The sequence below is a fragment of the Curtobacterium sp. 179-B 9B NHS genome, from assembly GCF_045370965.1.
Lineage (GTDB): Bacteria > Actinomycetota > Actinomycetes > Actinomycetales > Microbacteriaceae > Curtobacterium.
Map to the genome: position 1 here is coordinate 279203 of NZ_JBIQDQ010000001.1, position 26285 is coordinate 305487.

Annotated in this window: 25 protein-coding genes and 1 riboswitch; of the genes, 17 read left to right on the forward strand and 8 right to left on the reverse strand. The window is 67.6% G+C overall.

Translation table 11 applies throughout. From position 1 onward, the window contains the following. The first annotated feature begins 266 nt into the window (after positions 1-266). The 7 genes from ACH0A8_RS01305 (at position 267) to ACH0A8_RS01335 (ending at position 7195) form a co-directional block, all read left to right on the forward strand. Positions 267-848 (forward strand): sulfite oxidase-like oxidoreductase, encoded by a 582-nt coding sequence (locus ACH0A8_RS01305; protein ID WP_111106893.1) that lies wholly within the window; start codon positions 267-269, stop codon positions 846-848. Further along, positions 845-1570, forward strand: coding sequence for a ferredoxin reductase (locus ACH0A8_RS01310; RefSeq protein WP_111106894.1), 726 nt, complete (start codon positions 845-847; stop codon positions 1568-1570). The genes ACH0A8_RS01305 and ACH0A8_RS01310 overlap by 4 nt, the downstream gene beginning before the upstream one ends. After that, positions 1570-1872 (forward strand): DUF6510 family protein, encoded by a 303-nt coding sequence (locus ACH0A8_RS01315; RefSeq protein ID WP_220037581.1) that lies wholly within the window; start codon positions 1570-1572, stop codon positions 1870-1872. Before ACH0A8_RS01310 ends, ACH0A8_RS01315 begins: the two co-directional genes overlap by 1 nt. A gap of 191 nt (positions 1873-2063) precedes the next feature. After that, a complete protein-coding gene (locus ACH0A8_RS01320; RefSeq protein WP_111106895.1) occupies positions 2064-2387 on the forward strand; it encodes a carboxymuconolactone decarboxylase family protein in 324 nt (107 codons plus the stop codon). A gap of 527 nt (positions 2388-2914) precedes the next feature. Continuing rightward, entirely contained in the window at positions 2915-3994 is a 1080-nt protein-coding gene (locus tag ACH0A8_RS01325) for a tyrosine-type recombinase/integrase (RefSeq protein WP_146245239.1), read from the forward strand. Next, positions 3987-6560, forward strand: a complete 2574-nt coding sequence (locus ACH0A8_RS01330; RefSeq protein WP_181437027.1) for a site-specific integrase — start codon at positions 3987-3989, stop codon at positions 6558-6560. Before ACH0A8_RS01325 ends, ACH0A8_RS01330 begins: the two co-directional genes overlap by 8 nt. A gap of 89 nt (positions 6561-6649) precedes the next feature. After that, positions 6650-7195 carry a hypothetical protein gene (locus ACH0A8_RS01335; RefSeq protein WP_146245240.1) on the forward strand — a complete coding sequence of 182 codons (546 nt, stop codon included), beginning with the start codon at positions 6650-6652 and terminating at the stop codon, positions 7193-7195. A 92-nt stretch (positions 7196-7287) separates the two neighbouring features. Here the strand turns inward: ACH0A8_RS01335 and ACH0A8_RS01340 are convergent, their stop codons facing one another. Then, positions 7288-7773, reverse strand: a complete 486-nt coding sequence (locus ACH0A8_RS01340) for a GNAT family N-acetyltransferase (protein ID WP_406906194.1) — start codon at positions 7771-7773, stop codon at positions 7288-7290. A gap of 68 nt (positions 7774-7841) precedes the next feature. Here ACH0A8_RS01340 and ACH0A8_RS01345 point away from each other — a divergent pair, with 68 nt between their 5' ends. After that, entirely contained in the window at positions 7842-8720 is an 879-nt protein-coding gene (locus ACH0A8_RS01345) for a LysR substrate-binding domain-containing protein (RefSeq protein WP_209683678.1), read from the forward strand. A gap of 149 nt (positions 8721-8869) precedes the next feature. Here the strand turns inward: ACH0A8_RS01345 and ACH0A8_RS01350 are convergent, their stop codons facing one another. Genes ACH0A8_RS01350 through ACH0A8_RS01365 form a run of 4 tightly spaced genes read right to left on the reverse strand, consistent with a single transcriptional unit; the run spans position 8870 to position 10789 of the window. Next, positions 8870-9124 (reverse strand): hypothetical protein, encoded by a 255-nt coding sequence (locus tag ACH0A8_RS01350; protein ID WP_209683676.1) that lies wholly within the window; start codon positions 9122-9124, stop codon positions 8870-8872. Next, the gene (locus ACH0A8_RS01355; RefSeq protein WP_209683674.1) at positions 9121-9603 is read right to left on the reverse strand and encodes an FBP domain-containing protein; all 483 of its coding nucleotides are present in this window, start codon (positions 9601-9603) and stop codon (positions 9121-9123) included. The genes ACH0A8_RS01350 and ACH0A8_RS01355 overlap by 4 nt, the downstream gene beginning before the upstream one ends. Positions 9604-9651: 48 nt before the next feature. Beyond that, complete coding sequence (locus ACH0A8_RS01360; RefSeq protein WP_209683672.1) at positions 9652-10386, reverse strand: M56 family metallopeptidase; 735 nt, start codon at positions 10384-10386, stop codon at positions 9652-9654. A 13-nt stretch (positions 10387-10399) separates the two neighbouring features. Further along, positions 10400-10789, reverse strand: coding sequence for a BlaI/MecI/CopY family transcriptional regulator (locus tag ACH0A8_RS01365; RefSeq protein ID WP_066652757.1), 390 nt, complete (start codon positions 10787-10789; stop codon positions 10400-10402). 95 nt (positions 10790-10884) lie between these two features. Then, positions 10885-10975, forward strand: a riboswitch (glycine riboswitch). 170 nt (positions 10976-11145) lie between these two features. Here ACH0A8_RS01365 and gcvT point away from each other — a divergent pair. The 8 genes from gcvT to ACH0A8_RS01405 all read left to right on the forward strand — a co-directional run bounded on the left by gcvT (position 11146) and on the right by ACH0A8_RS01405 (position 21995). Beyond that, positions 11146-12249: a glycine cleavage system aminomethyltransferase GcvT gene (gene gcvT, locus ACH0A8_RS01370; protein ID WP_406906198.1), complete on the forward strand. Its 1104-nt coding sequence runs from the start codon at positions 11146-11148 to the stop codon at positions 12247-12249. A gap of 4 nt (positions 12250-12253) precedes the next feature. Next, positions 12254-12631 carry a glycine cleavage system protein GcvH gene (gene gcvH, locus ACH0A8_RS01375; RefSeq protein ID WP_066652768.1) on the forward strand — a complete coding sequence of 126 codons (378 nt, stop codon included), beginning with the start codon at positions 12254-12256 and terminating at the stop codon, positions 12629-12631. Continuing rightward, entirely contained in the window at positions 12628-15543 is a 2916-nt protein-coding gene (gcvP, locus tag ACH0A8_RS01380; RefSeq protein ID WP_209683667.1) for an aminomethyl-transferring glycine dehydrogenase, read from the forward strand. Before gcvH ends, gcvP begins: the two co-directional genes overlap by 4 nt. Positions 15544-15945: 402 nt before the next feature. Beyond that, the gene (locus ACH0A8_RS01385) at positions 15946-17574 is read left to right on the forward strand and encodes an ABC transporter substrate-binding protein (RefSeq protein WP_066652772.1); all 1629 of its coding nucleotides are present in this window, start codon (positions 15946-15948) and stop codon (positions 17572-17574) included. 246 nt (positions 17575-17820) lie between these two features. Beyond that, the gene (locus tag ACH0A8_RS01390; RefSeq protein WP_066652773.1) at positions 17821-18750 is read left to right on the forward strand and encodes an ABC transporter permease; all 930 of its coding nucleotides are present in this window, start codon (positions 17821-17823) and stop codon (positions 18748-18750) included. Further along, the gene (locus ACH0A8_RS01395; RefSeq protein WP_066652788.1) at positions 18740-19690 is read left to right on the forward strand and encodes an ABC transporter permease; all 951 of its coding nucleotides are present in this window, start codon (positions 18740-18742) and stop codon (positions 19688-19690) included. The genes ACH0A8_RS01390 and ACH0A8_RS01395 overlap by 11 nt, the downstream gene beginning before the upstream one ends. Further along, entirely contained in the window at positions 19687-21429 is a 1743-nt protein-coding gene (locus ACH0A8_RS01400; protein WP_066652791.1) for an ABC transporter ATP-binding protein, read from the forward strand. The genes ACH0A8_RS01395 and ACH0A8_RS01400 overlap by 4 nt, the downstream gene beginning before the upstream one ends. A gap of 62 nt (positions 21430-21491) precedes the next feature. Continuing rightward, a complete protein-coding gene (locus tag ACH0A8_RS01405) occupies positions 21492-21995 on the forward strand; it encodes a PH domain-containing protein (RefSeq protein WP_066652794.1) in 504 nt (167 codons plus the stop codon). 174 nt (positions 21996-22169) lie between these two features. Here ACH0A8_RS01405 and ACH0A8_RS01410 read toward each other — a convergent pair whose 3' ends face one another. The 3 genes from ACH0A8_RS01410 to ACH0A8_RS01420 all read right to left on the reverse strand — a co-directional run bounded on the left by ACH0A8_RS01410 (position 22170) and on the right by ACH0A8_RS01420 (position 25156). Continuing rightward, positions 22170-22715: a PH domain-containing protein gene (locus ACH0A8_RS01410; RefSeq protein ID WP_251154697.1), complete on the reverse strand. Its 546-nt coding sequence runs from the start codon at positions 22713-22715 to the stop codon at positions 22170-22172. Between the two features lie 212 nt (positions 22716-22927). Then, a complete protein-coding gene (locus ACH0A8_RS01415) occupies positions 22928-23404 on the reverse strand; it encodes a peroxiredoxin (RefSeq protein ID WP_251154698.1) in 477 nt (158 codons plus the stop codon). A gap of 69 nt (positions 23405-23473) precedes the next feature. Beyond that, the gene (locus ACH0A8_RS01420; protein WP_251154699.1) at positions 23474-25156 is read right to left on the reverse strand and encodes an ABC transporter family substrate-binding protein; all 1683 of its coding nucleotides are present in this window, start codon (positions 25154-25156) and stop codon (positions 23474-23476) included. A 144-nt stretch (positions 25157-25300) separates the two neighbouring features. Here ACH0A8_RS01420 and ACH0A8_RS01425 point away from each other — a divergent pair, with 144 nt between their 5' ends. Continuing rightward, entirely contained in the window at positions 25301-26284 is a 984-nt protein-coding gene (locus ACH0A8_RS01425) for an ABC transporter permease (RefSeq protein WP_251154700.1), read from the forward strand. Position 26285: the final 1 nt, after the last annotated feature.

Consider the following 26285-nt stretch of genomic DNA (forward strand, 5'->3'; position numbering starts at 1 on the left):
TCACCGCTCGCCTATAGCGATGGAACTGCGCAGGTCTTCCTGCCCGACGGGAGCACGACGTTCACCGAGCGTGACGGCAGCAGGACAACCGGCGAATGGGGGGTCGATGAGGGGGGACGGTTCTGGTCGTTCTGGCCCCCGTCATACCGCGCGGAGTACGACGTGTCTTGGGCTGTGGAGTCCACTCGCGTGGTCGGTGTGAGATTTCAAGAACGAGCGCGAGGGGCAACCTCGGACGGCAGATATGTGGACGGTGATTAGGGATCATGGCTGTATTCGGAGCTCGACGGCGTAACAATGACCCGGCCTTGCCGCCCGGTCAGCACTTGACGGAGTCCTTTCCGGTGCTCTCAGCCGGCCCCACCCCTCGGATCGAAAGAGAAACATGGTCGTTCTCCATCGAAACCGAGTCCGGTGACGTCCACCGGTGGTCGTGGGAGGAGTTCGTGGCTCTTCCCTCGGAGGAGATCTCTACAGACATCCACTGCGTCACTAGCTGGTCGAAGCTGGGCACGAGCTGGCGCGGTGTGTCGTTGGACACGCTCTTCGCTGACGTCCAGACGAGTCGTCAGTTCGTCATGGCGCACTCCTACGGCGGCTACACGACCAACCTTCCGCTAGCCGATCTCCTGAATGGTCGAGCCTGGATCGCCAATGAGTACGGCGGGGGACCACTCGACCCCGAGCACGGCGGGCCGGCTCGCCTGCTGGTTCCGCACCTGTACTTCTGGAAGAGCGCGAAGTGGGTTCGCGGCCTCGTGATGCAGGACGCGAACCGTCCAGGGTTCTGGGAGCAGTACGGTTACCATCTGCATGGTGACCCGTGGCGGGAAGAACGGTATTCGTGACCGACTCCACGTTCGCCTGGAGGAAGGGACGGCTGGCGCAGTCCGCGACGCTGAGTTCATCGGCGCGCAGTCTGACCTTCGACGTTCCCGGATGGTCGGGAAATCAGCCCGGACAGCATGTTGACGTTCGCCTCACGGCGCCGGACGGCTATCAGGCGGTGCGGTCGTACTCACTTGCCAACTCGGGCGCCGGGGAAAGTCTCGAGTTGGCCGTTGAACGGCTGCCTGACGGTGAGGTGTCTCCATTTCTCGTCGATGAACTGGAAGTTGGCGATGAGGTCGAATTACGTGGTCCCCTCGGGCGGTGGTTCGTGTGGCAGCCCGAGGAAACCCGGCCCGTGCAATTGATCGGCGGGGGATCGGGTGTTGTTCCACTCGTCGCGATGATTCGTGCCCATGCGGACGCGGGTAGCTTCATTCCCATGCAGCTCCTGTATTCGCTGCGTTCCCCCGAGAACGCGCTGTATCAGGAGGAACTGCGTTCCCTGTCCGACACAGCGGCCACGACATGGCACTACACACGAGTGGCGCCCGAAGGTTGGGCAGGCAAGCCTGCCCGTCTTACCGCCGAGGTGCTACGGGCCAAAACGCTTGCGCCAGAGAGCGACCCGATCATTTACATCTGCGGGCCCACGGGATTCGTCGAATCGGTCGCGCACGAGCTGATACGGCTCGGTCACGACCCGGAGGGCATCCGCACCGAACGTTTCGGAGGGGCATGATGACTCATCTAGACGGCAACGTTCTCGCGGGCGTCGCCTCATCATTGTTCGCGTTTGACCTTCCGACGGCAACCGGACAGTGCGATGCGTGCCTAGATGTCGCATCACTCGCGGAAGCGATGGTCTACGGCGCGCCTATGGGCTTCGTCGTCCGTTGCCGAAACTGCTGTGGGGTATTGGCGCTTCTCGTGGAACGCCCGGGGGACCTGAGGTTGGACATGCGCGGTTTACGGTGGCTCACGCCGTCGGCGGCTGACTACCATCGTCCGGCTGCGGTCGCGGAAGGAACCCGCTCTCCGTGATTGTGCCGCTCGCAGGAAGGTAGCGGGCGCGGAGCTTACATCCACATGTCGGCGGGCAAGGCGAGTCTCCTCGGCGTGCAACCACGTCCACGGGCTTCGCTCTTTGAAGGTGTGGCCGACGTTGTAGCTGGCTGCCCGACCTCTCGTCACGACCGCAGCTCTTGAGATCAGCTCTGCGAAAGGGGCACGGCATGAACCAGCTTCAGTACACCAACACCAGGTTCGATCCGAATAGGACCAGACTGCACGACATCGCAAAGGACATGGCGGAGGCATTCGGGTACACAGCAACGCTCGGGATCGATAGTGAACTCGCGCAGCTACTCCGCCTGCGGGTGGCTCAGCTGAACCCCTGCTCGTACTGCCTCATTCTGCATACAGAGGCTGCGCACGCCGCGGGGTCCACGCCGGCGAAGGTGGCGCATTTGCTGAGCTGGCGAGAGAGCACCCTCTTCTCGCCGGAAAGCGCGGCGCTCGAGTGGCTGGTGCCGCGCTACCTGAGATTCTTCCGGTAAGCCGCTTGTCGTGGATGCTTCATGAACGCTGTCGGCAAGCAGCACCGCTACTCCTTCTGATCAACGAGAAGATGGAGCGCCCCCAACGCCCGGCACTTTGGCGTCGCCACAAAGACCTCTCGATCCAGTAAGCTTCGCCGGCCTCACTGTGGAGTCGGTCGCCATGTCCGCCCTTCTTCATCGCGCAGCGATCGCAGACCAGGGTCCTTGCAACGCCTCCAAGCGAGCGGGGGACCTCGCGATTACATTGGACATGTCCAACGTAAATACCCGTTCAGTAGGGAAAAAACCTCTGATACGGTAGCGACCTGTGAGGCATTCATCAGCGGCTCGGACCACCAACCCGTCACTAGCGCGCACTATGTCGGGCTGCTCTCCGGTGTCGGGATGGATGAGCGGACAACAACGGCCGTCGGGCCGGCCTATCGCCTCCGTGTCGCGAGTGAGGTGGGACCATCTCACTACCTGACGGCCCCTATCGCTTGGACGTCGCGACACTTCCCGGTGGTGAGCGGAGGTTCGTCATCGTGGACGCGTATGACCACCTGCACGCATCTTCTTCATGGCTCGCAGCCCTCGAAGACCTTGACAGATCTCCGAACACCGCGGAGCACTACGGGCGCCGTGTTGTCCGGTACCTGAACTGGACGCTCACAACGGCCGACTGGCGGGCGGTTTCCGTGAATCACCTCGTGTTGTGGCGGCGCGCGCTCATGGCGACCTCGACCATGAACGCGGAAACTGTTGACGCGCACATTATCGCTATCCGATCATTCTACGAATGGGCAGCCACCAGGGAGTTGGTCCGGCCGTCCGTGGCAGCCCAGTTTTCAGAGATGAAGTGGTTCGCCCCGGGAAGTCCCGCTGGCGGCGAGCACGGACGTCATCGTTCGGTGACCGCGGAGAGGCTCCGCGGGGAGCCCCGGAAACCGTCTCCGCCACCTCGGTGGATTAGCGACCGTGGCGCGCGCGACAGGCTGGAGACCCTTGCTCTCCCGGCTCGCGACCGATTCCTCATCGATCTCCTGTACTTCACGGGAATTCGGGTGGGCGAGGCGGCCTCGTTGTTCACAGCCGACATGCACTTGGGTGGGGGAACCCGCAGTTCGGGGTGCAACATTCGTGACCCCCACTTCCACGTCAAGATGGACAACCCTGTGACCAACGGCGCCCGCGCGAAGGGGGCCGAACGCACGCTGTTTGCAAAACAACTGCTTGTCGATGGGTACATCGACTACGTCATTCAGCGCAGGGAAATCCTCGGCAATAGTGATAACTCGCCGCACATGCTCGTAAATCTCTACACCCACGGGCGCGCACTGGGCGAAGCCATGAAGGAGGATCGGATAGCAGAGATTGTCGAAGAGTGCGGCAAGAAGATTGACTATCCACTGAGTGGGCCGCACATGCTTCGGCACACCTTCGCCACTCGGCTCGTGCGAGGGTACGACGTCCCTAAACAGCCCCTCGAAGTGGTGCAAGCCCTCATGGGGCACCGCAGCAAGCAATCAACCCAGATCTATGTGCATGACGTTGAGATCGCGATGGTGGCTGCTCTCGACAGCCTTCCGACGCGTCGCCTCAACCTGGAGACACGCCGTGACTGAATTCGCTAACGACTTTCGCACCTCGACGAGCCACGAACTGACGCCCTCACAAGAATGGGCAAATTACATTCGAGGTCGCGTGATGATGGACTGGCGGCCCGGTGAGTTCGATCCCGACACTCTTGTATACACGCCTGACGTCGATAGGGCGGACACGTACCTGAGCCGGTGTTCGAAAGCAGGGTGCGAGACCAGGGTCCAGGGCAAGCTGTGCCCCGTGTGTCATAAAGAACGTAAGCGCCTCATGGCCGAGGGCGCCGACGCATTCAACCTTGCCGAATGGCTCGAAGTCCCACGCGAAAAGATCGAGCGGCCGACCAGTTGTGTGATCACCGGGTGTCAGCGCAGTGTCGTGAATACCGGGTTGTGCGTGAATCACCGAACTGCGTGGTGGGGCTGGAAGCGTCGCACGGGGAGGTCGGACATGGGGGAGTGGATCACTGAGCGGCGTCCGAAGCCCTTCCCTCCAGCCGAGCAAAAGTGTCGGGCGGTGATCTGTAAGCGGGATGGTGCGGGAGCTTGGGTCCTTTGTGACGTCCACGAAGGAGCCTGCCGTTCTTGGGCGAAGCGAATGGGCATCGGGAAGCCCAACCCTGCTGATGTCGAGAGTTGGCTGCACAATTATTTCGAGCTGCCTGTTTCCGCAGACCAGAAGTACACATACGCGCAGCGCACCGCGACGCCATTTCATCTACTTCGAGAGCCGATCCGGTCCGAGTTGCTGTTCGCCCTGCAGCAGAGAGACATATCCGCCAACGCGCACATCCCACCGATCCTCGTTCGCCGCGTGTATCAGTTGCTTCGCAACTCCGAGCACGAGACGCTCGTCGGTCTCAACGCCTTGAACCTCCCGACGCCACACGCGAACATCGCAGGCTTCTATCGGGATCTGCAGTCCAGGATTGACCAGGCGCATCGTGAGTGGGCGGGGGAGCAGGGGCGGACGTTTGGGCTGTATTTCCTCACAGACCTCGACTTGAAATACTCAGTGAAGCCAGTCCACCGGCGGACGCGGATCGACCTGCGTGAACTGAGGCTACGTTGGTGGGTGGAAAGCGTGGATTCATACATCCTCGAGGCTGGTCCCCATGGGCGGAACAAGCTCGAAGCCGCGGTTCGAGTCGCACGGATTGTCGACCAAGTTCTTCACGCGAGAGGAACGCCCGTTGAAGCGCTCGGAGGGGCCGACGCCACCGCCGTCCTGAAAGCGATTCGTAAGGCGTGGGACACGATCCACGCTCAACGGCTCGCCCTCGCCGCGCTGAGGGGAATGCTTGATTTCTTTCGCGCCTCGGAGGACTTTCTCCCGGTCTGGCGACGGCTGCCAGCCACCTTCGACCGCGAATTCCTGCGTCAAAAGGCTGTTGGCAAACCGCCGGGCGGCAAGGAGCATGATGACTCTTTCCGATTCATCCCGCAACCAATTGTCGACTGGTTGATGGACCACCTGCATCTCCTACAGCGACACTCAGCCCTAGTCACGGCCGAAGCGAAGGTCATGATCTACTTGCAAGAGCGATGCGGACGTCGAACTTCTGAGACGGTTCGGCTAAAGGAAGAATGCATCTCGTATGACAGTGCCGGGCAGGCCTACCTCGAGTGGGATCGCGTCAAGCCACCCTTCGGTCGTGGCACGCGTCTCCCGATCCACAAGGATGTTCACGATGCAATCAGGCAATGGCAAGAAATCAAGATCGAGCACGGCATCGAGTCTCAGTGGCTCTTTCCTACGGACCGAGGAAGAAAGGACGCGCCGCGTTCAGCAGCATTCTTGAACGCAAGGATCGACGAGCTCGTAGCCGTTGTGCTCGACGAAGCTCCGTTCATGGAAGAGGTGGAAGGCGCAGACGGAAACTACATCAGGTTCGATCTGACAACTATCGACGCGTACGCCTTTCGCCATGCATTCGCGCAACGTCATGCCGATGCGACCGACCGTGAGGGGCGTCCGACTTGCACTCCGGAGGAACTGCAGGAGTGGATGGGCCATAAGAGTTTCAAGACGACGATGAACTACTTTCTCATCACCAGCAGACGAAAGCGGCACGCGATGTCGTCGCTTCCCTCGCGGCGGCTCAACTGGTCAGGTGAAGCAGTTACTGTGGATCGAGAGCGCGATGGTTTCACCAAGTTGGCTGTCTCTCTTGGGTCATGCACGGAGCCCGCTAACGTGGCGGCCGGCGGTGCTGCATGTGCGATGGATCATGTCTGCGAATCATGCCCGTTCTTCCTGGTCGATCCTTTCGAAAGAGACGGACTGCTAGCAAAGCGTCTGTATCTGCAGGCACAGATTGAGCGCGTGCGAATCATCGCGCCGGACAGTCACATGATTAGTCACTACGAGCGCAGAACACGCGACTGCGACCGAATTCTCGCCGGCATTGATTCCTACATCGATAATCTGCCTGAAATGGAAAGGTCATCAATACACCTAGCTCTCGAGAAGATGGAGGACATTCGGCGTCGAGCTGGCGCTCCCCGTCGTATCGACCTTCGTGCTATTCATGGCGAATTCTCGCATCTGTCGGACATCGAGCGCGCCGGCGCAACGAAGGGCATCGAATGAGTCGTGGCGCAATTCAAGGCCTCCATGCAAGTCGTAGACAAGCGTCTCTTGACAAAAGAGCGGCGGTGTTACGGGCCTTGGACGCGGCGATGGATTCAAGCGAGAAGATCACCATATCCGGAGTCGCCCGTGAAGCGCGCGTCTCGCGCGAGTTCATTCATACTCAGGGTGATCTGGCCGAGCGTATTCGTCAGTCGGGTCGCCAGCAGGCAGAATTACGGCGCCGGCTTGAAAGCGACGAGGCGAACTGGCGCGAGGGTCAGGCGGTAGATCGAGCGACCTTGATGAAGAAGCTTGTAGAGCAGCGCAAACGAATCGGTAGTCTCGAACAGAAAGTCGATGAACTGCGAGCCGCAAGGAGGCGCCTACTAGGCGAGCGGCTGGTCGCGCTTGACTCCCCCAGCTCAATCGAAACGCTCGAGGCGCTGGTGACCTCGGAACACTTCGCTTCAGAGAACGAACGACTGCAACGCGAGCTGGACGAAGCAGTCAAACTGTCCACCCGGTTGAGGGGTGAACTCGGAGGCGCTCGTGAGCTACTACGTGAGTTACTCCGCGACTCGGCCGGGGAAGAGGCATTGCGTCCCATCGTCCCCATTCGTTCAGCCGACCCTAGACCTGGTGATTCGGTTTAGCCACGACGGCCGTGCCTGACAGAGCCTGACACCCCTGGGCCCGCTACTACGGGCAGATCGTTCGTCGACCCCGGATAACCTCAGGGTCGGGGTCAGACCAGGTCGAGCACCATGTGGACGTCCGCACGGGCGTACGGGCTCGGCGCGATCTCGTCGTGTCCGAGGTGCCGGAAGCCGAACGCCTCGTACAGGTGCACGGCGCTCGCCAGGGCACTGTTGCTCTCGAGCGCGACCCGCTGCGCGCCGAGGGACCGGGCGCGGTCGAGTGCTGCGGCGATGAGCTTCCGCCCGGTGCCGTGCCCCTGGTGCACCGGCGAGACCGCCATCTTGACGAGCTCGAACACGCGCTCGCCCACGGGCATGATCCCGATGCAGCCGATGACCTCGTGGTCGAGCCGCGCGACGAACACCGCACCGCCGGGCTCGATGATGCGGCCGATCGGATCGCCGAGGATCGCGCGGTCCTCGTCCTCGAGCGTGAAGTACTGCTCGATCCACGCCTCGTTGAGGGTGCGGAACGCCGTGGCGTCGGCGGCGGTCTCGAACTCGGCGATGGTCATCGTGGGCGTCTCGGGCACAGTCCCATCCTCGACCAGAGATCTGATCGCGTCCAATACTCGTTCCCGTACATCGATAGGCTGCGTGCATGGATGTCGACCTGCGGCAGCTCCGGGCGTTCCTCGCCGTCGCCGACGAGCTGCACTTCGGGCGGGCTGCCGAACGGCTGCGCATCGCCCAGCCCGCGCTCTCGCAGCAGATCCGACGGACCGAGCGTGACCTCGGGGTGGACCTGTTCGTCCGCACCTCGCGCAGCGTCGCGCTCACCGCCGCCGGTCGGGTGCTGCAGGGCCGTGCGCGCTCGCTGCTCGACCAGGCAGCGCGCGACCTGGACGAGGTCGTGCGGGTCGGACGCGGTGAGGCCGGACGGCTGGACGTCGGGTTCGTCGTCTCGGCGTTGCCCCTCGGTCCGATCGAGCGCGTGCAGGCCTTCCGGCAGCGGTACCCGCTCGTCCGCGTCGAACTCACCGAGGGCTACTCGTCGACGCTGCTCGCGCGCACCGTCCGCGGCGAGCTCGACCTGGCGGTCCTGCGCGACCCCGACCCGGACCCCGCCGTGCGGTTCCTGCCGTTCCGCTCCGAGCCCTTCGTCGCGGCGGTCCCGCACGGGCACCGGCTCGCGGAGCGGGCGTCGATCCGCGGCACCGAACTGGTCGACGATCCGTTCGTGTTCTTCCCGGCGATCGCCGGTGCGGTCGCGACCGAACGCAACCTCGCGCCCGTGGTCGTCGACGGACGGCGACCCGAGGTCGTGCAGGAGGCCACGACGTGGGCGACCGTGCTCCACCTGGTCGGAGCGGGGCTCGGTGTGACGATCGCCCCGGAGAGCGCGACCCTCGCGGCACCCGACACCGTCGTCCTGCTCCCGCTGCAGGACGACCCGCACCGCAGCGAGCTGGTCTGGGCGGTCCGCGTCGACGACGAGCGCGAGATCCTCCGCAACTTCATCGCGGCCACCGAGCCCTGAGCTGTGCCCCGCCGCCGGGCCGGGGGTGCAATGCAGCGTCGAACCAGGTCCCCGACGTCGAAGCAGGCGGCGTGGCTGGTTCGACGTCGGGTACGTGGTTCGGTCCCCGCCCGCCGCCCGCCGCCCGCCGCGACCACGGGAGCGGTCGCTCACCCGAGCGGCAGCACCGGTGCGCGCTGGTCGCCGAGTTCGTCCTCGTGCCACGGCCGCGCACCGCGGAGCGTCAGTCCGAGCTGCACCAGGACGAACGCCACGTGCGGCTCGACGTCCGGGTCCCACGGCCCCTCGACCCCGAGGCCGAGCGCGCCGAGCTCGTCGTCCGCCTCGTCGCGGATGCTGAGGCGCCAGCGCCCGTCGCCCTGTTCCTCGACGACGGCCCACCGCGCGGTGGCGAACCGGCTCACGCGGTCTTCGCCACGTCCTCGGTGAAGTTCCGCACGCGCCCGAGCAGGGCCTCGCCGCGCATCGCGATCGTCGCGGGCGGGTTGAGGTGCGGCGGGGCCGTCCGGATGAGCATCGAGCAGCCGAGGTCCTCGCAGATGTAGGACCCGATGGTGTTGCCGTTCCGGCCGGACTCACCGGCGCGGGCGGCGGAGAACAGGCGGACCTGCGTCGCCGGCTGCGGGGAGTGGCAGAACGAGCACATCGCGGCGATGCCCGGGCGGAGCGAACCGCCGGCGGAGCGGACGACGATGCCGACCGGGCGATCGTCGATCCACGACACGATGTAGCCGCGTCGGGCGGCCTGCGGGTCGCGCCAGCCGAGGAACTCGCGCTCGTCCCACAGCATCTCGTGCAACCCCGGGATGGGGAGCTGCTCGAGCTCGTCCGGGGTGGCGTTCACGAACGACGAACGGATGTCTGGTTCGGTCAGTGGCTTCACGGTGCCTGCCACCCTATGCCTCGCCCCCGACAGGCGTGACCGGTGGGCTCAGCGCAGCCGGGAGGCACGGACCGCCCCGAGCGCGCTCGTCCCGTCCGCCACGAGCACCGCCCGGCGCAGGGCGTCGCGTCCGACGCGTCGGGCCGCCGCGTCGTCGGCGGCGAACTCGACGAGGACGCGCGTCGAGCGCGCCATGGCGCGCGCCCCGGGAACCCACGGGACCGCACGCTCGATGGACTCGGCGACCGCGACGGCCACGGCGTGGCGCTGCGTCAGGTGGGCCCGCTCGTGGGCGACCACGGCCTCCAGTTCGTCGGTCCGCAGCAGGTCGGCGAGCCCGGTGCTCACGAGCACGCCGCCGGACCGACCGGGGACCGCGCAGGCGAGCGCATGGTCCGCCTCGACCAGGGCGACGGTGGTGCCGTCGATCTGTCGGTGCGGAGCGGTGCCCGACCGCATGGCCTGCCGCACGGCCTCGTGCTCGGCACCGGGACGGACCCGGACCGCGACGACGAACGCCGCCACGCCGAGGAGTGCGACGCCGAGGTTCAGGCCGTGCGTCGGGGACTCGGTGAGCCGGAAGGGGTCGAGTGGTCGGTCGGCCGCGACGACGAGGGCGACCCCGACGACGAAGCCGACCACGCCGAGCAGGACCGCGACGGACCACGAGACCAGCGCCGTGCGTGGGTGGTCGATCGTCCAGGCGGACCGGGTCAGGACGCGCGGGGCGACCACCACGACGACGAGGGCGAGGGCGATGAGGGCGACTCCGACGACGACCACTGCTCGGTTCCGGTCAGGAGCGGGCTCGGGCGTCGAGGGCGCGGCGCAGGACGTCGAGGTCGTCCGAGGCGAGCGATCCGGTGAACTGGAGCAGCGCGGCCTCACGGTCCGACGCGGCGGCCAGCGCGTTCGACATCAGCGATGCCGTCTGCTGCTCACGGCTGTGCACGGCGCGGAAGGTCAGCGGGGCCTCGGCGTGCTCCTGCCGCTCGACCTGGCCCTTGCGTCCCAGGCGGTCGAGCACGGTCAGCACCGTGGTGAGCGCCGGACGCGGCTCCGGGAAGGCGTCCAGCACCTGCCGTGCCGTGCACCCGTCCACGACGCCGCGGTCGGCCGCAGCGCGCAGGGTCTCGAGGACCGCCTGCTCGAGCTGCCCACGGGGGCGCGATCGCTGTCCTGCCATCCCCGCATTCTACGAGACGTCGAAGGGGCGACCACGACACATGCCGGAAACGCGGGGTCGGTATGCTCGGGCCTGCACAACTCAACACCGGCCGCACACCCGCCGCGGGAGAGCCGAGCGCACGCGCACGGCACCGAAGGAGCAACCTCCCCGTCAATCTCTCAGGTCCCACACCGCAGCGGACAGGCCACTCTGAAAAGCAGACACGCGTCCCCGCCGGGCCCGCGCGGCGTCTCGCCCACGGTGAAAGCCGCCGGACCTCACGGGCCGCGGTGAAACTCTCAGGCCCATGACAGAGGGGGAGTTCCCACCCGACGACGGCCGTCGGGTCCTGCCGATGCCAGGAGAACTCCGTCATGCGTTCCTCCCCACTCGAGTCCGCGCACGAGGCTGCGGGCGCCACCTTCACCGACTTCGCCGGGTACCGGATGCCCGTGCGGTACTCGTCCGACCTCGCCGAGCACCACGCCGTGCGTCAGGCCGCGGGCGTCTTCGACCTGTCGCACATGGCAGAGGTCGGCGTCGTCGGCCCCGACGCCGTGCCGTTCCTCGACCACGCGCTCGCCGGGTCCTTCGGCGCGATGCCGGTCGGTCGCGCGAAGTACTCGCTGCTCCTCGCCGAGGACGGCGGGATCCTCGACGACCTCGTGGTCTACCGCACCGGCGAGGACGTCTTCCTCGTCGTGGCGAACGCCGCGAACCGCTCCGTCGCGGTCGACGCGCTCGTCGCGCGCTCGAGCGGCCACGACGTCGAGGTCACCGACGACTCGGACACCACCGCCCTCGTGGCGATCCAGGGTCCGGCCGCCGCAGGGACGCTCGACGCCCTGGTCGTGGCGGACCGCCTGCAGCCGGAGACCCCGCTCGACGAACTCCGGTACTACCGCGTGCTGCACGCGCTGTTCGACGGCGCCGAGGTCCTCGTCGCCCGGACCGGCTACACCGGCGAGGACGGCTTCGAGATCTACAGCGACCCCGACGTCGCGTCGTCGATCTGGGACGCCCTGCTCGAGACCGGCGCCGACCGCGGTGTCGTGCCCGCCGGGCTCGCCGCGCGGGACACCCTGCGGCTCGAGGCCGGCATGCCGCTCTACGGGCACGAACTGTCGACCGAGGTGCGACCCGCTCAGGCCGGTCTCGGTCGTGTCGTCGCGACCTCGGGCTCGTTCGTGGGCGACGCTGGCGTGGTGCCCGCCCCCGGCGCCCGTGTGCTCGTCGGCCTCGTGACCGAGGGACGCCGTGCGCCGCGCGCCGGGTACGACGTCGTGCACGACGGGCAGGTCGTCGGCACCGTCACGTCCGGGGCGCTCTCGCCGACGTTGGGACACCCCGTCGCCATGGCCTTCGTCGATCCGACCGTGGCCGGCGAGGGACAGCTCCTGCACATCGACGTGCGCGGGACCGCGATCCCCAGCACCGTCACCCCCTTCCCCTTCTACCGCCGCACTCCGAGAGGCTGATCCCGTGACCGACCAGACCGCACTGCAGTACACCGCCGACCACGAGTGGATCCTCGTCGAGGGCGACACCGTGACCGTCGGCATCACCGACCACGCCGCCGAGCAGCTCGGGGACGTCGTCTACGTCGAGCTCCCCGCCGTCGGTACCACCACGACCGCCGGCGAGCAGATGGGCGAGATCGAGTCGACCAAGAGCGTCGGCGAGCTCTTCGCCCCGATCGAGGGCGAGGTCGTCGCGATCAACGACGCCGTGGTCGACGCCCCCGACACCGTCAACCAGGACCCGTTCGGCGCCGGCTGGCTCGTGAAGCTCAAGGTCGAGGGCACCTCCTTCCCCGAGGACCTGATGGACCACGACGCGTACCGGGCGTCCCTCGCATGACCGGCGCGCAGCAGAACCTCCAGACGTCCTTCGCCGACCGGCACATCGGCACGACGAGCGCCGACCAGCAGGTCATGCTCGACGTGGTCGGGCAGCCGTCCCTCGACGCCCTCGTCCGCGCGGCGATCCCGGAGTCGATCCACGCCGCGCCCACCACCGACACGGTCGTCCCCGCGGCCGTCGGTGAGACCGAGGCGCTCGCCGAGCTCCGCGCGAAGGCCGGGCGGAACACCGTCCGTCGCGCCATGATCGGCCTCGGCTACCACGGCACCCACACGCCCGCGGTGATCCAGCGGAACGTGCTCGAGAACCCGAGCTGGTACACGGCGTACACGCCCTACCAGCCGGAGATCTCGCAGGGCCGGCTCGAGGCGCTCATCAACTTCCAGACGATGGTGTCCGACCTGACCGGCATGGCCACCGCCGGCGCGTCGATGCTCGACGAGGGCACGGCCGTGGTCGAGGGCATGCTCCTGGCCCGTCGTGCGTCGAAGGTGAAGGGCGACGCGTTCCTGGTGGACGCCGACCTGCTGCCGCAGACCCGCGCGCTGCTCGACCACCGTGCCGACGCGGTCGGGATCGCCCTGCGCGAGTTCGACGCGGCGACCGGGCCCAGCGACGACGACCTGGACGGCGCCTTCGGCGTGATCGTGCAGTACCCCGGTGCCTCCGGGCGCGTGGTCGACCCCTCGACGACCATCGAGCGCGTGCACGCCGGTGGCGGCATCGCCGTGGTCGCGGCCGACCTGCTCGCGATGACGCTCCTGGCGAGCCCGGGCGACCTGGGTGCCGACGTCGCCGTGGGCACGAGCCAGCGCTTCGGCGTCCCGCTCGGCTTCGGCGGCCCGCACGCCGGGTACCTCGCGGTCCGTGCCGGTCTGGAGCGGCAGCTGCCCGGCCGGCTCGTCGGCGTCTCCTTCGACGCCGACGGACAGATGGCCTACCGGCTGAGCCTGCAGACGCGTGAGCAGCACATCCGTCGCGAGAAGGCCACGAGCAACATCTGCACCGCGCAGGTCCTGCTCGCCGTGATGGCCTCGATGTACGCGGTCTACCACGGCCCCGAGGGGCTGCGCTTCATCGCGGACCGCGTGGCCCGGACGACCTCGGCGCTCGCGGACGTCGCCCGTGCGGCGGGGCTCGAGGTCGTGCACGAGCACTGGTTCGACACCCTGACCCTGCGGGCTCGCGGGCGCGCGGCAGCGATCGTCGACGCCGCGCGCGACGCCGACCGCCTGCTCCACCTGATCGACGCCGACACCCTCCAGCTGTCGGTGGACGAGACGACCACACCCGAGGACGTGACGGCGCTCGCCGACGTGTTCGGGGCGGTGGACGTGACCGTCCCGTCGACCGAGGGCGCCGTGCGCGACGCGGCCACGGGCCTCCCGTCCGACCTGCTGCGCAGCAGCGAGTACCTGACGCACCCCGTGTTCAGCGCGCACCGCAGTGAGACCCGCATGATGCGGTACCTCAAGCACCTGGCCGACAAGGACTACGCGCTCGACCGCGGCATGATCCCGCTCGGCAGCTGCACCATGAAGCTCAACGCGGCGACCGAGATGGCGGCGGTCACCTGGCCCGAGTTCGCGAACGTGCACCCGTTCGCCCCGCGCGAGGACGTCGAGGGGTACCTCGACATGATCGGCGACCTGGAGACCTGGCTGGCCGAGGTCACCGGGTACGACACGGTCTCGTTGCAGCCGAACGCCGGCAGCCAGGGCGAGCTCGCGGGGCTGCTCGCGATCCGGGGCTACCACCGGTCCCGCGGTGACGTCGACCGCACGGTGTGCCTCATCCCGTCGAGCGCCCACGGCACGAACGCCGCGTCCGCCGTCCTCGCCGGCATGAAGGTCGTCGTCGTGGCCTGCGACGAGGACGGCAACGTCGACCTCGCCGACCTCCGTGCCAAGACCGCGCAGCACGCCGACACCCTCGCCGCGCTGATGATCACCTACCCCTCGACGCACGGCGTGTACGAGCACGACGTCCGCGACGTCTGCGACGCCGTGCACGAGGCCGGTGGCCAGGTGTACGTCGACGGTGCGAACCTCAACGCACTGCTCGGGCACGCCCGGTTCGGCGACTTCGGCGGCGACGTCTCGCACCTCAACCTGCACAAGACGTTCTGCATCCCGCACGGCGGCGGCGGCCCCGGCGTCGGCCCGGTCGCGGCGAAGGCGCACCTCGCGCCCTTCCTGCCGGCGCACGCCTTCGCCCAGGACCCGGACCGGCGACCCGGATCGACCTCGGACGGGCGACTCGCCCACGCCGGTGGGCCGGTCTCCGCAGCGCCCTACGGCAGCCCGAGCATCCTGCCGATCACCTGGACCTACGTCCGGATGATGGGACTCGAGGGCCTCACCCGGGCGACCGAGGCCGCGGTCCTCGGTGCGAACTACATCGCCGCGCGGCTCCGTGACGCGTTCCCCGTGCTCTACACGGGGGAGTCGGGGCTCGTCGCCCACGAGTGCATCCTCGACCTGCGCCCCCTGCGCGAGTCGTCCGGCATCACGGTCGACGACGTCGCGAAGCGCCTGGTGGACTACGGTTTCCACGCCCCGACGATGTCGTTCCCGGTCGCCGGGACGCTCATGGTCGAACCGACCGAGAGCGAGGACCTCGCCGAGCTCGACCGCTTCGTCGACGCGATGCTGGCCATCCGTGCCGAAGCGGCAGCCGTCGAGCGGGGGGAGTGGCCGGCGGACGACAACCCGCTCGTGCACGCCCCGCACACCGCGGCGTCCGCGATCTCGGGGGAGTGGACGCACCCGTACACGCGGGAGCAGGCCGTCTACCCCGTCCCCGGGATCAGTGCGCGGAAGTACTGGCCACCGGTCCGCCGGATCGACCAGGCGTACGGCGACCGGAACCTGGTCTGCGCGTGCCCGCCGATCGAGGCGTTCGCCTGATCGGGCCCGCCGCCCGTGTCACACGGCGACGGTCCCACCCCTGAGCGCGTAGCGTGTGCCCTGTCCGGAGATCCGGGCAGGGCACACGTGCGCCAGGGGGTGTGCGCCGACGGTTCCGGACAGCGGGATGTCGGAGCGCTCCACCTCCGTCCGAGGGCTGCTCGGCTAGCCCATCGCTGTGCGCTCGTGCAACAACTTCGTTGCAGAAGCAACAAACCCGCTCGCGCCTCGTCAGGGCGACCGAATCTTGCATCCTCCCGCAACGATCCTGCAACTTGGTTTCCGGTTTGTAACCGATGGCCGCAGGGTTTGGTCGGCGGTCCGAGCACTGCCTACAGTGCAAGGACAAACGCGCCCGGCAGCACCTCTGTGCCTGGCGCGTCCCATGCACCAGGAGGAACCTTGATCAAGAAGCGCGCTGGGCTCTCTGCCCTCGCCGTGCTCGGGGCCACAGCAATCGCCCTGACCGGCTGCTCCAGCAACGGAAGCGGCAACGGCGGTGACTCGGGCTCGACGAACGCGTCCGGGATCGTCACCACGAACGGCTCCGAGCCCCAGAACCCGCTCATCCCCTCGAACTCCACCGAGACCGGTGGCGGCAAGATCATCACGTCGATCTTCGAGGGCCTCGTCTCGTACGACGCCGACGGCAAGCCGGTGAACGAGGTCGCGAAGAGCATCGACACCGATGACTCCAAGACCTACGACATCACGCTGAACACGGGCTACACCTTCACCAACGGCGAGAAGGTCACGGCCGAGTCGTTCACGAAGGCGTGGAACTGGGCTGCCCAGAAGTCGAACGCGCAGGGCGCGAGCTACTTCTTCGAGAACATCGAGGGCTACGACGCCGACAAGGACTCGGAGCTCACCGGGCTCAAGGTCAAGAGCGACGACGAGTTCACCGTCACGCTGAAGTCGGCGCAGTCGGACTTCCCGCTGTCGCTCGGCTACTCGGCCTTCATGCCGCTCCCCTCGGCGTTCTACGACGACACCAAGGCGTTCGGCGAGAACCCGATCGGCAACGGCCCGTACAAGCTCGACGGCAAGGGTGCGTGGACGCACAACCAGTCGATCAAGCTCGTCACCAACGAGGACTACGCCGGCAAGCGCAAGCCGAAGAACGGTGGTCTGACGATCACGTTCTACACCTCGCAGGACACCGCCTACGCGGACGTGCAGGGTGGCAACCTCGACGTGCTCGACGCCATCCCGGACGCTGCTTTCGCGACGTACAAGTCGGACTTCCCCGACTCGAACGCGAACCAGGCCGCGGCGATCTTCCAGGGCTTCTACCTGCCCTACTACCTCGACCACTGGAAGGGCGAGGAGGGCAAGCTCCGTCGCGAGGCCCTGTCGATGGCGGTCAACCGCAAGCAGATCACCGACAAGATCTTCGACGGCACCCGCACCCCGGCCAAGGACTTCACCTCCCCGGTCATCGCCGGCTGGAACGGTGACCTCAAGGGCTCCGACGTCCTCGACTACAACCCGTCCGAGGCCAAGAAGCTCTGGGCGCAGGCCAACGAGATGTCGCCGTACGACGAGACGCTCACCATCGCCTACAACGCCGACGGCGGACACGAGGCATGGGTGACCGCGGTCACCAACTCGATCTCGAACACGCTCGACATCAAGGCCGAGGGCAAGGCGATCCCGACGTTCCAGGAGGCGCTCGACGCCCAGACGCAGGACAAGCTCACGGGCGGTAGCCGCACCGGTTGGCAGGCCGACTACCCGTCGCTGTACAACTTCCTCGGCCCGACCATGGGTGAGGGCTCGTCCAGCAACTACGCGCGCTACGACTCGGCCGAGTACAACGAGCTGCTCGCGAAGGGCCGTTCCGCCTCGACCGTCGAAGAGGGCAACAAGTACTTCGACCAGGCCCAGGAGCTCCTGTTCCAGGACCTGCCGGAGATCCCGCTGTGGTACTCCAACGTGACCGGCGTCTGGTCGGCCGACAACGTGAAGAACGTCAAGTTCGGTTGGGACTCCGTGCCGCTGTACTACGACATCGAGGTCACCAAGTAACACCGGTGTCACCGCGGTCGAGCACCGCGGAGACACATCGCGAGCAGGTATCCTGCTCCGCGGCCACCGGACGGGGGTCCGGAGACCACACGGTCTCCGGGCCCCCGTACCTCGGCGGCAACACAACCCCCACCACCGCGGGCGCCGCCGCCCGCACCGGACACCCGTGCCGACCCGCGAGCCGTCCACCCCTCACGACATGAACCTGAACGACACGCGCGCCGCTGCGCAGGGCCGAGCGATCTGATGCTCTGGTACCTCGGCAAGCGCCTCCTGCAACTCATCCCCGTCTTCTTCGGGGCCACGTTCCTCATCTACTTCATGGTCTTCTCGCTGCCCGGCGACCCGATCGCCGCGCTGTTCGGCGACCGTCAGCCGTCGCCGCAGGTGATCGAGCAGCTCCGGCAGCAGTACAACCTGGACAAGCCGTTCCTCGTCCAGTACTTCCTGTGGATCGGTGGCGTCTTCCGCGGCGACCTCGGACTGACCTACTCGGGCCTGCCGGTGTCGCAGCAGCTCGCGTCGGCGTTCCCGATCACCGCGCGTCTGGCGCTCCTGTCCCTGCTCTTCGAGGCCGTCGCGGGCATCGTCGTCGGTGTCATCGCGGGTCTCAAGAAGGGCAAGTGGTTCGACACCTCCGCGCTCGTCGTCTCGCTGCTGCTCATCTCGGTGCCGACCTTCGTCGTCGGCTTCCTGCTGCAGTACGTCTTCGGCATCCAGCTCGGTCTGTTCCGCGTGACCGTGTCGGGTCAGGCACCGTGGTCGGAGCTCGTGCTCCCGGCCGTCGTGCTCGCGACCGTGTCGTTCGCGTACATCGTGCGGCTCACGCGCGCGAGCGTCGCCGAGAACATGAACGCCGACTTCGTCCGGACCGCCACCGCGAAGGGCCTGCCCCGTCGTCGCGTGGTCGGGGTGCACATCTTCCGCAACTCGCTCATCCCCGTGGTGACCTACCTCGGTGTCGACATCGGCAACCTGATGGTCGGCGCGGTCGTGACCGAGGGCATCTTCAACATCAACGGTGTCGGCGGCACGGTGTTCCGCGCCGTCAAGCTCGGCGAGGGCCCCACGGTCGTGTCGTTCGTCGCCGTGATGGTCATCATCTTCATGCTCGCCAACCTCCTGGTCGACCTGCTCTACGCCGTCCTGGACCCGAGGATCCGCTATGCCAAGTAACGCCGAACCCCGCTCCGCGACGCACTACGTGGCGCCGATCGAGGAGACGCCGCTCCAGGCCGTCGACCAGGTCGACGAGACGGAGAAGACGCGCTCGACCTGGACCGACGCGTGGGACTCCATGCGTGTCCGCCCGACCTTCTGGATCTCCTCGGTCCTGATCCTGCTCGTGCTGGTCGTCGCGGTCTTCCCCGGCCTGTTCACGCACGTGGACCCGCGCGCCGCGAACCTCGACTTCAGTGACGAGGGCGCCCGCCCGGGTCATCCGCTCGGGTACAACCGCCAGGGCTACGACGTGTACGCCCGTGTCATCTGGGGCGCACGCAGCTCGGTCATCGTCGGCCTGGTGGCCACGATCCTGGTGTCGCTCGTCGGCATCATCATCGGTGCCCTCGCCGGCTTCTACGGCGGCTGGCTCGACACGATCGTCTCCCGCATCGGCGACATCTTCTTCTCGATCCCGACCATCCTCGGCGCGATCGTGATCATGTCGGTCATCCCGGCCCGCAACGCGATCACGGTGGCCCTCGTGCTCGCCGCGTTCGCGTGGCCGCAGATCGCCCGCATCATGCGCGGTGCGGTGCTCAGTGCGAAGCAGTCCGACTACGTCACCGCCTCGGCGGCGCTCGGCGTCAGCCGCTTCACCACGCTCGTCCGCCACGTGATCCCGAACGCGATCGCCCCGGTCATCGTCATCGCCACGGTGTCGCTCGGGTCGTTCATCGTCGCCGAGGCCACCCTGTCGTTCCTCGGCATCGGGCTGCCCCCGTCGGCGCTCAGCTGGGGCCTCGACATCGGGACCGCGCAGACGTCGATCCGCACCAACCCGTCGACGATCTTCTGGCCGTCCGCCGCCCTGTCCATCACCGTGCTCGCGTTCCTGCTCCTCGGCGACGTGGTCCGCGACGCGCTCGACCCGAAGGCGAGGGCCCGTCGATGACCGAGACGCTCACCGATCCCACCACCCGTCGTCCGGCCGGTTCCGGCGCCCCGCTGCTCGAGGTCTCCGGCCTGCAGGTCGGGTTCCGCACGCAGAGCGGTCTCGTGCAGGCCGTACGCGGCGTCGACTTCACCCTCGAGCAGGGCGAGCGTCTGGCGATCGTCGGCGAGTCCGGTTCGGGCAAGTCGACCAGCGCCCAGGCGATCATCAAGCTGCTCGCCGGCACCGGCGAGGTCACCGGCGGGTCGATCAAGTTCAACGGGCGTGAGCTCGTCGGGCTGTCCGACAAGGAGATGGCCGGCATCCGCGGGAAGGAGATCGGCTACGTCCCGCAGGACCCGATGTCGAACCTCAACCCGCTGTGGTCGATCGGCTTCCAGGTGGAAGAGGCCATCAAGGCCAACGGCATGGCCACCGGCAAGCACGCGATCCGCGCCCGCGCGGTCGAGGTGCTGCAGGAGGCCGGCCTCGGCGACGCCGCCACCCGGCTCAAGCAGTTCCCGCACGAGTTCTCCGGCGGCATGCGCCAGCGCGTGCTCATCGGCATCGGTCTGTCCAGCCGCCCGCAGCTGCTCATCGCGGACGAGCCGACCTCGGCGCTCGACGTCACCGTCCAGCGGATCATCCTCGACCACCTCGAGACGCTGACCCGTGACTTCGGCACCTCGGTCCTGTTCATCACGCACGACCTCGGCCTCGCCGCCGAGCGTGCCGAGAAGCTCGTCGTGATGTACAAGGGCCAGGTCGTCGAGTCGGGTCCGTCCAAGGAGATCCTGGCCAACCCGCAGCACCCGTACACGCAGCGCCTCGTCGCCGCGGCGCCCTCGCTCGCGAGCCGTCGCATCCAGTCGAAGGTGCAGCACGCGCGGGTCGACATCGCCGACGCGGGCAGCGAGGACGACGAGCTGATCGCCCGCGCCCAGGAGCGCGAGCACCGTCCGGCGCAGGACCTCATCGTGGTGAAGAACCTGCAGAAGGTCTACAAGCTCCGAGGGAAGAACCTGCAGTCCCGCGAGCTCAAGGCCGTCGACGACGTCTCGTTCGCGATCCCGAAGGGCACCACCACGGCGCTCGTCGGCGAGTCGGGCTCGGGCAAGTCGACCGTCGCGAAGCTCGTGCTGCAGCTCGAGTCGATCAGCGGTGGTTCGGTCACGTTCGACGGCATCGACATCGGCGCCCTCAAGGGCAAGGACCTGTTCGACTTCCGTCGCCGGGTGCAGCCGGTCTTCCAGGACCCGTACGGCTCGCTGGACCCGATGTACAACGTCGGGAACACGATCGCCGAGCCCCTTGCCACGCACAAGGTGGGCGACAAGGCGAGCCGCCGAGCCCGCGTGCTCGAGCTGCTCGACCAGGTCGCGCTGCCGAAGTCGATGGTGAACCGCTACCCGAACGAGCTCTCCGGCGGGCAGCGGCAGCGCATCGCGGTCGCGCGTGCGCTGGCGCTCAAGCCCGAGGTCATCGTGCTCGACGAGGCGGTCTCGGCGCTCGACGTGCTCGTCCAGGGACAGATCCTCGACCTGCTCACCGAGCTGCAGACCGAGCTCGACCTGACGTACCTCTTCATCACGCACGACCTCGCCGTCGTCCGCCTCGTCGCGGACAACGTCTGCGTCATGCGGAAGGGGCAGATCGTCGAGAAGGCGACGACCGACGAGGTCTTCGCGAACCCGAAGGAGCAGTACACGAAGGACCTGCTCGCCGCGATCCCGGGTGCCGGGTTCGAGTTCGGGCGCTGATCCCGCTGCACCACCCCGAGGCCGGACGTCCCGTCAACCTCCGCGCAGGTCGCGGAGGGGCGGTGGCGTCCGGCCTCGTCGTCGTCCTGGGGGTGTTCCTGCTCGCCGACGCCGCGGTACGGGGGAGTTGGGACGTCGTCTGGGTCGCGGTCGGCCCGGTCGCCGCGATCGTGTGGGCGCTCTGGCTGCTCACCGTCCGGCCGTCGGTGCGGCTCGACGACGACGCGCTCACGGTCGTGAACCCGATGCGCACCACCCGCGTCCCGTGGGCTGCCGTCACCGACGTCCGGCTGCGCTGGCAGATCGTGGTGCAGACCGCCGACGGGCGCTCCGTCACCTGCCGCGGCGGGCCGTCGATCCGCGGGTCGCGTCCGGTCCGTCGTGGGCAGCTGTCCGTGCCGCAGGAGCCGGAGGAGCTGCGGACGATCCGCCAGCGCTGGCGCGCACGCCGCGCGGCCGGGGCACCCGACAGCGACGTCCGCCGCGGGTGGGACCGTCCCGCCGTCGTGACCGGGGCGGCGGTCGCGGTCCTGCTGCTGGTCTCCGCGGGCGCGCTGGCGGTCTGACGCACCACGGGGCGGTCGGGAGGCCCTGCGCGGTCCCGCCACGCGCCTCCCGTCCGCCGACGGGATGGCCGGGAGGCTCTGCGCGGTCCCGCCACGCGCCTCCCGTCCGCCGACGGGATGATCCGGAGGCTCGACGCGGTCCCGCCACGCGCCACCGGGCCGTTGCGTGCTCGTCTAGAGCTGTGCGCCGGCCATCGACGCGGCGACACCGAGCACGATCATCGCCGTGACCGTCCACCCGTGCACGCGGTGGACGATGGTCGCGGCCTCGACGGTCGCCGGCGGCGGTCCGTCCTGCACGACCGGCGCCGGCACGTGCGCGCGGAGGACGTCTGCGGCCTCCCGCACGTCGGCGGCCGTCGTCGCGCCGTCGCCCGGCCGACGGATCCCGAGCGCGGCGGTCGGCCGCGTCGCGAGCCAGGTGCGGCGGACGCCCTCGGTCGTGACCACCTCGATGCCGTACTTCGTGCGGACCTCCTGCACGCGGCGCCAGGGGTAGGTGCTCGTGCGGCGGACGTCGACGATCGTCAGCGTCTCCTCCGTGAGCTCGAACCGCGGGCGCCAGAGCACGGCCCACGCGATGAACGCGGTGAAGACGCTCGGGACGGGGACGAGCAACGGGTTGCCGCCGGTCAGGAGCGCGAGCGGCACCAGCACGACCGCGACGACCCACAGGACGACGGCGAACAGGCGCATCCGGGGCGCGACGACGGTGCTCATCCAGGCCATCGTAGGGGAGTGGGCGGGGTCGAGAGCGCCTCCCCGGGGACGTCCGGGAGCGGGTGTGACACACCTGCGCGTACCGCCGGACGACCCGGTTCCCCGGAGAGGCGGGTCCGTTGCGGACCTCGTCCGTCCATGGTCAGCACCGCCACGCCCGGGTGTCAACACCCGGTGCCCGATCTTCAGGAACGCTGGTCCGTCCCGCGCGGTCAGACGAGTCGTTCGACCTGCTCGCGGATGGTGTCGGCCTTCGGGAAGCGCAGGCCGACGAGCCCGACGTGGCGCCAGCGGACGATGCCGTCGGCATCGATGACGAAGACCGAGCGGCGGAGGCCGATGCCCGGCGCACGGACGCCGTAGGCCCGCGCGACGTCGCCGCCGGTGTCGCTCAGCAGCGGGAAGGTGAGGGACGCACCGCGGGCGAAGTCCTCGTGCGAGTCCAGTGCCTGCGGGCTGACACCCCAGACGACGGCCCCGAGGTCGGTGAACTCGTCGAGTTCCTCCTGGTAGCTGCAGAGCTGGGCCGTGCAGACGGGCGTGGCGTCGCCGGGGTAGAAGGCGAGGACGAGCGGACGGCCGATGACCGCGGACAGGGCGTACTCGTCGTCCGTGCGGGTGCCGTTCCGGACGACGAGTCCGGGCAGGGAGAAGTCGGGCGCGGTGTCGCCCGGCTCGGGGATGCTCATGCCCTCACAGTAGGACAGGGAACGGGCCCGGTCGCGTGGTGCGACCGGGCCCGTCCTGGTGTCGTGCTGCTACTTGGTGAACCCGACCTTGGTCCAGTCGATGTTCTGCGCGCCCGCGAACGCGCCGTAGTTGGCGAGCTTCGGGTTCTGCGCGACGAGGGCCGGCTTCGCGGTGATCGGCATCGAGTGCCCGATCGCCCAGACCTGCTTGTCGACCTTGTTCCAGATCGCGTTCGCCTTCTCGGTGTCCGGCTCGGCGACCGCCTGCGCGATGAGCTTGTCGATCGCGTCGTCACCGATGCGGCCGTAGTTCTGACCGGTGTCGCCGGTTTGGTAGATCGACGCGCTGCTGGAGTGGAAACCGGTGCCGCCCCAGACGAAGATCGTCATGTCGTAGTTGCCCGGCGTGACGTACTGCTCGAAGAAGTCGTCCACCGCGACGGACTTGAGCTTCAGCTCGATGCCGACGTCCTTGAGCTGCTGCTGCATCACCTCGGAGAGCTTCTGCGACGAGGTCGCACCCGACGGGATCGTGATGGACAGCGAGAGCGTCTTTCCGCCCTTCTTGCGGTACTGGCCGTCGGTCTTCCAGCCGTCGTCGTCGAGGATCTTCTTCGCCTTCTCGACGTCGAAGGTGCCGTTCGGGTCGGTGTTCGCCTCGTAGCCGTCGTCGGTCGACAGGAAGACGTGGTTGTCGAGCGTGCCGAGCTTGTACGGCAGGGTCCCGCCGATGACCTGCGCCAGCGCTTCCCGGTTCACCGCGTGCTGGATCGCGAGTCGGAGCTGCTTGTCCTTGAGGATGCCCTTGGACGAGAAGTCGACGTGCGTGTACTGCGCCGAGGTCGAGGCGTAGACCTTCGAGTTCTTGGCGTCCTTGACGCGGTCGAACCGTTCCGAGGTCGTCGTCAGGACCGAGTCGATCTCCTTGTTGAGGTAGGCGTCGACGTCCGCGTTGCCGTCGAGCGACCGGAAGATGACCTGGTCGAGCTTCGGCTTGTCACCCCACCAGTTCTCGTCGGGGACGATCGTCACGGTGCCGGCGGTCTCGTCGAGCTCGGACACCTTGTACGGGCCCGAGGAGACCGGGACCTTGCCCTTGTACGCCTCGTTGAACTGCTCGGGGGTTCCGGTCTGGCTGGCCGGGTAGAGCGGGGTGAAGAGCGACTTCCAGTCGGAGAACGGCTTGTCGAAGACGACCTTGACGTCCTGGTCGGACGACCCCTTCGTCACCGAGGCGATGTCCTCGTACCCGGTGGTCGACCCGACCAGGTAGTCCGGGTTCGTCCCGTTCAGGGCCTTCCACTCGTTCTCGAAGTCCTTCCACGTGATGGGGGACCCGTCGTTCCACTTCGCCTTCGGGTTGATCTCGTACTCGATCGTGAGCGGGTCGTCGCTCGTCGCCTCGGCCTTGGAGACGTAGTCGGTGTCGAGCTGCGGGGCGCCCTTGCCGTCGATCACGTAGATGAACGGCATCGTCGCCTGTTCGATCGTGGAGGCGTCGACCAGGGCGCCGTCGACCTGGTTGTAGTTCCACTGGGTGATCCACTGCGAGATCGGCAGGCGGAGCGTGCCGCCGTCCTGCAGGTCCGAGACGGGCTGCTCGTTGATCTGGGCCGAGGTGGGCAGGGTCTTCTTGCCCGAGTCGTCGGAGCCGCTGCCGGACCCACCGTTGGATCCGTTCGAGCAGCCGGTGGCGACGAGAGCGAAGCCGGCGAGTGCCGCCGTCAACGCCAGGACTTTCCTGTGCTTCATGGTCTTCCCCTCGTGAAGTTGTGGATCACCATACGGCCCCCGCGCGGGGGCAGTCGACCCGTTCTGTTGCAAACACCAATTCGTTACGCGGGGAGTGGCGGGATGTGATCTCCCGGAAACAAATCGGGTCGTATGGTGTTCCGCATGACCCGCTTCCTGGCGCGTCGACTCGTGTACTACGTCGTGCTCGTGTTCCTCGCCACCTCGCTGACGTACTTCCTGGCCTCGGCGACGTTCAGCCCCCGATCCGTCTACGCAGAGCGCAACCCGGCCCCGCCTGCGGCCACCATCGACAAGAAGCTCGACGACATCGGTGTCAACGACAAGACGCCGATCGTCGTGCGGTACGGGCACTGGCTCGGCGACGTCGTGCAGGGAGACATGGGGCGGACGATCCAGGACCGCCCCGTGACCGACCAGTTCTGGCCGCGCCTGGGGGTGAGTCTCCGCCTGCTGCTGGTGGGCACGATCGTCGGCATCCTGCTCGGGGTGCTGCTCGGCGTCTGGAACGCCGTCCGGCAGTACCGGATCTCGGACCGGGTGAGCGCGATCATCTCGATCGTGCTCATCTCGACACCGGTGTTCCTGACGGCCGTGTTCCTGAAGATCGGGGCGACGAAGCTCAACCAGGACACCGGGACCCAGCTCATCAACTTCACCGGTGAGGCCACCCCGGGGCTCAGCGGGAGCTGGATCGACCTGTTCTTCGACCGCGGCGTGCACCTGCTCCTGCCGACGATCTCGATCGCACTCGGGCTCATCGCGATCTACAGCCGGTACCAGCGGGCGACGATGCTCGACGTGCTCGGTTCGGACTTCCTGCGGACCGCGCGCGCGAAGGGCCTGACGAAACGGCAGGCGACGTTCAAGCACGGGCTCCGGACGGCGCTCCTCCCGATGACGACCCTCTTCGCCTACGGCTTCCTGGGCATCCTGACCGGGGCGATCTTCACCGAGAAGATCTTCGGGTGGAACGGCCTCGGTGCGTGGTTCATCGACTCGGTGAACAACAACGACGTGAACGCGGTCACGGCGTACTCGCTGTTCGCGTCGGTGATGGTGCTCATCGCCGGGTTCCTCGCGGACACCCTCACCGCCGTCCTCGATCCCCGCGTGCGGAGGAACTGAC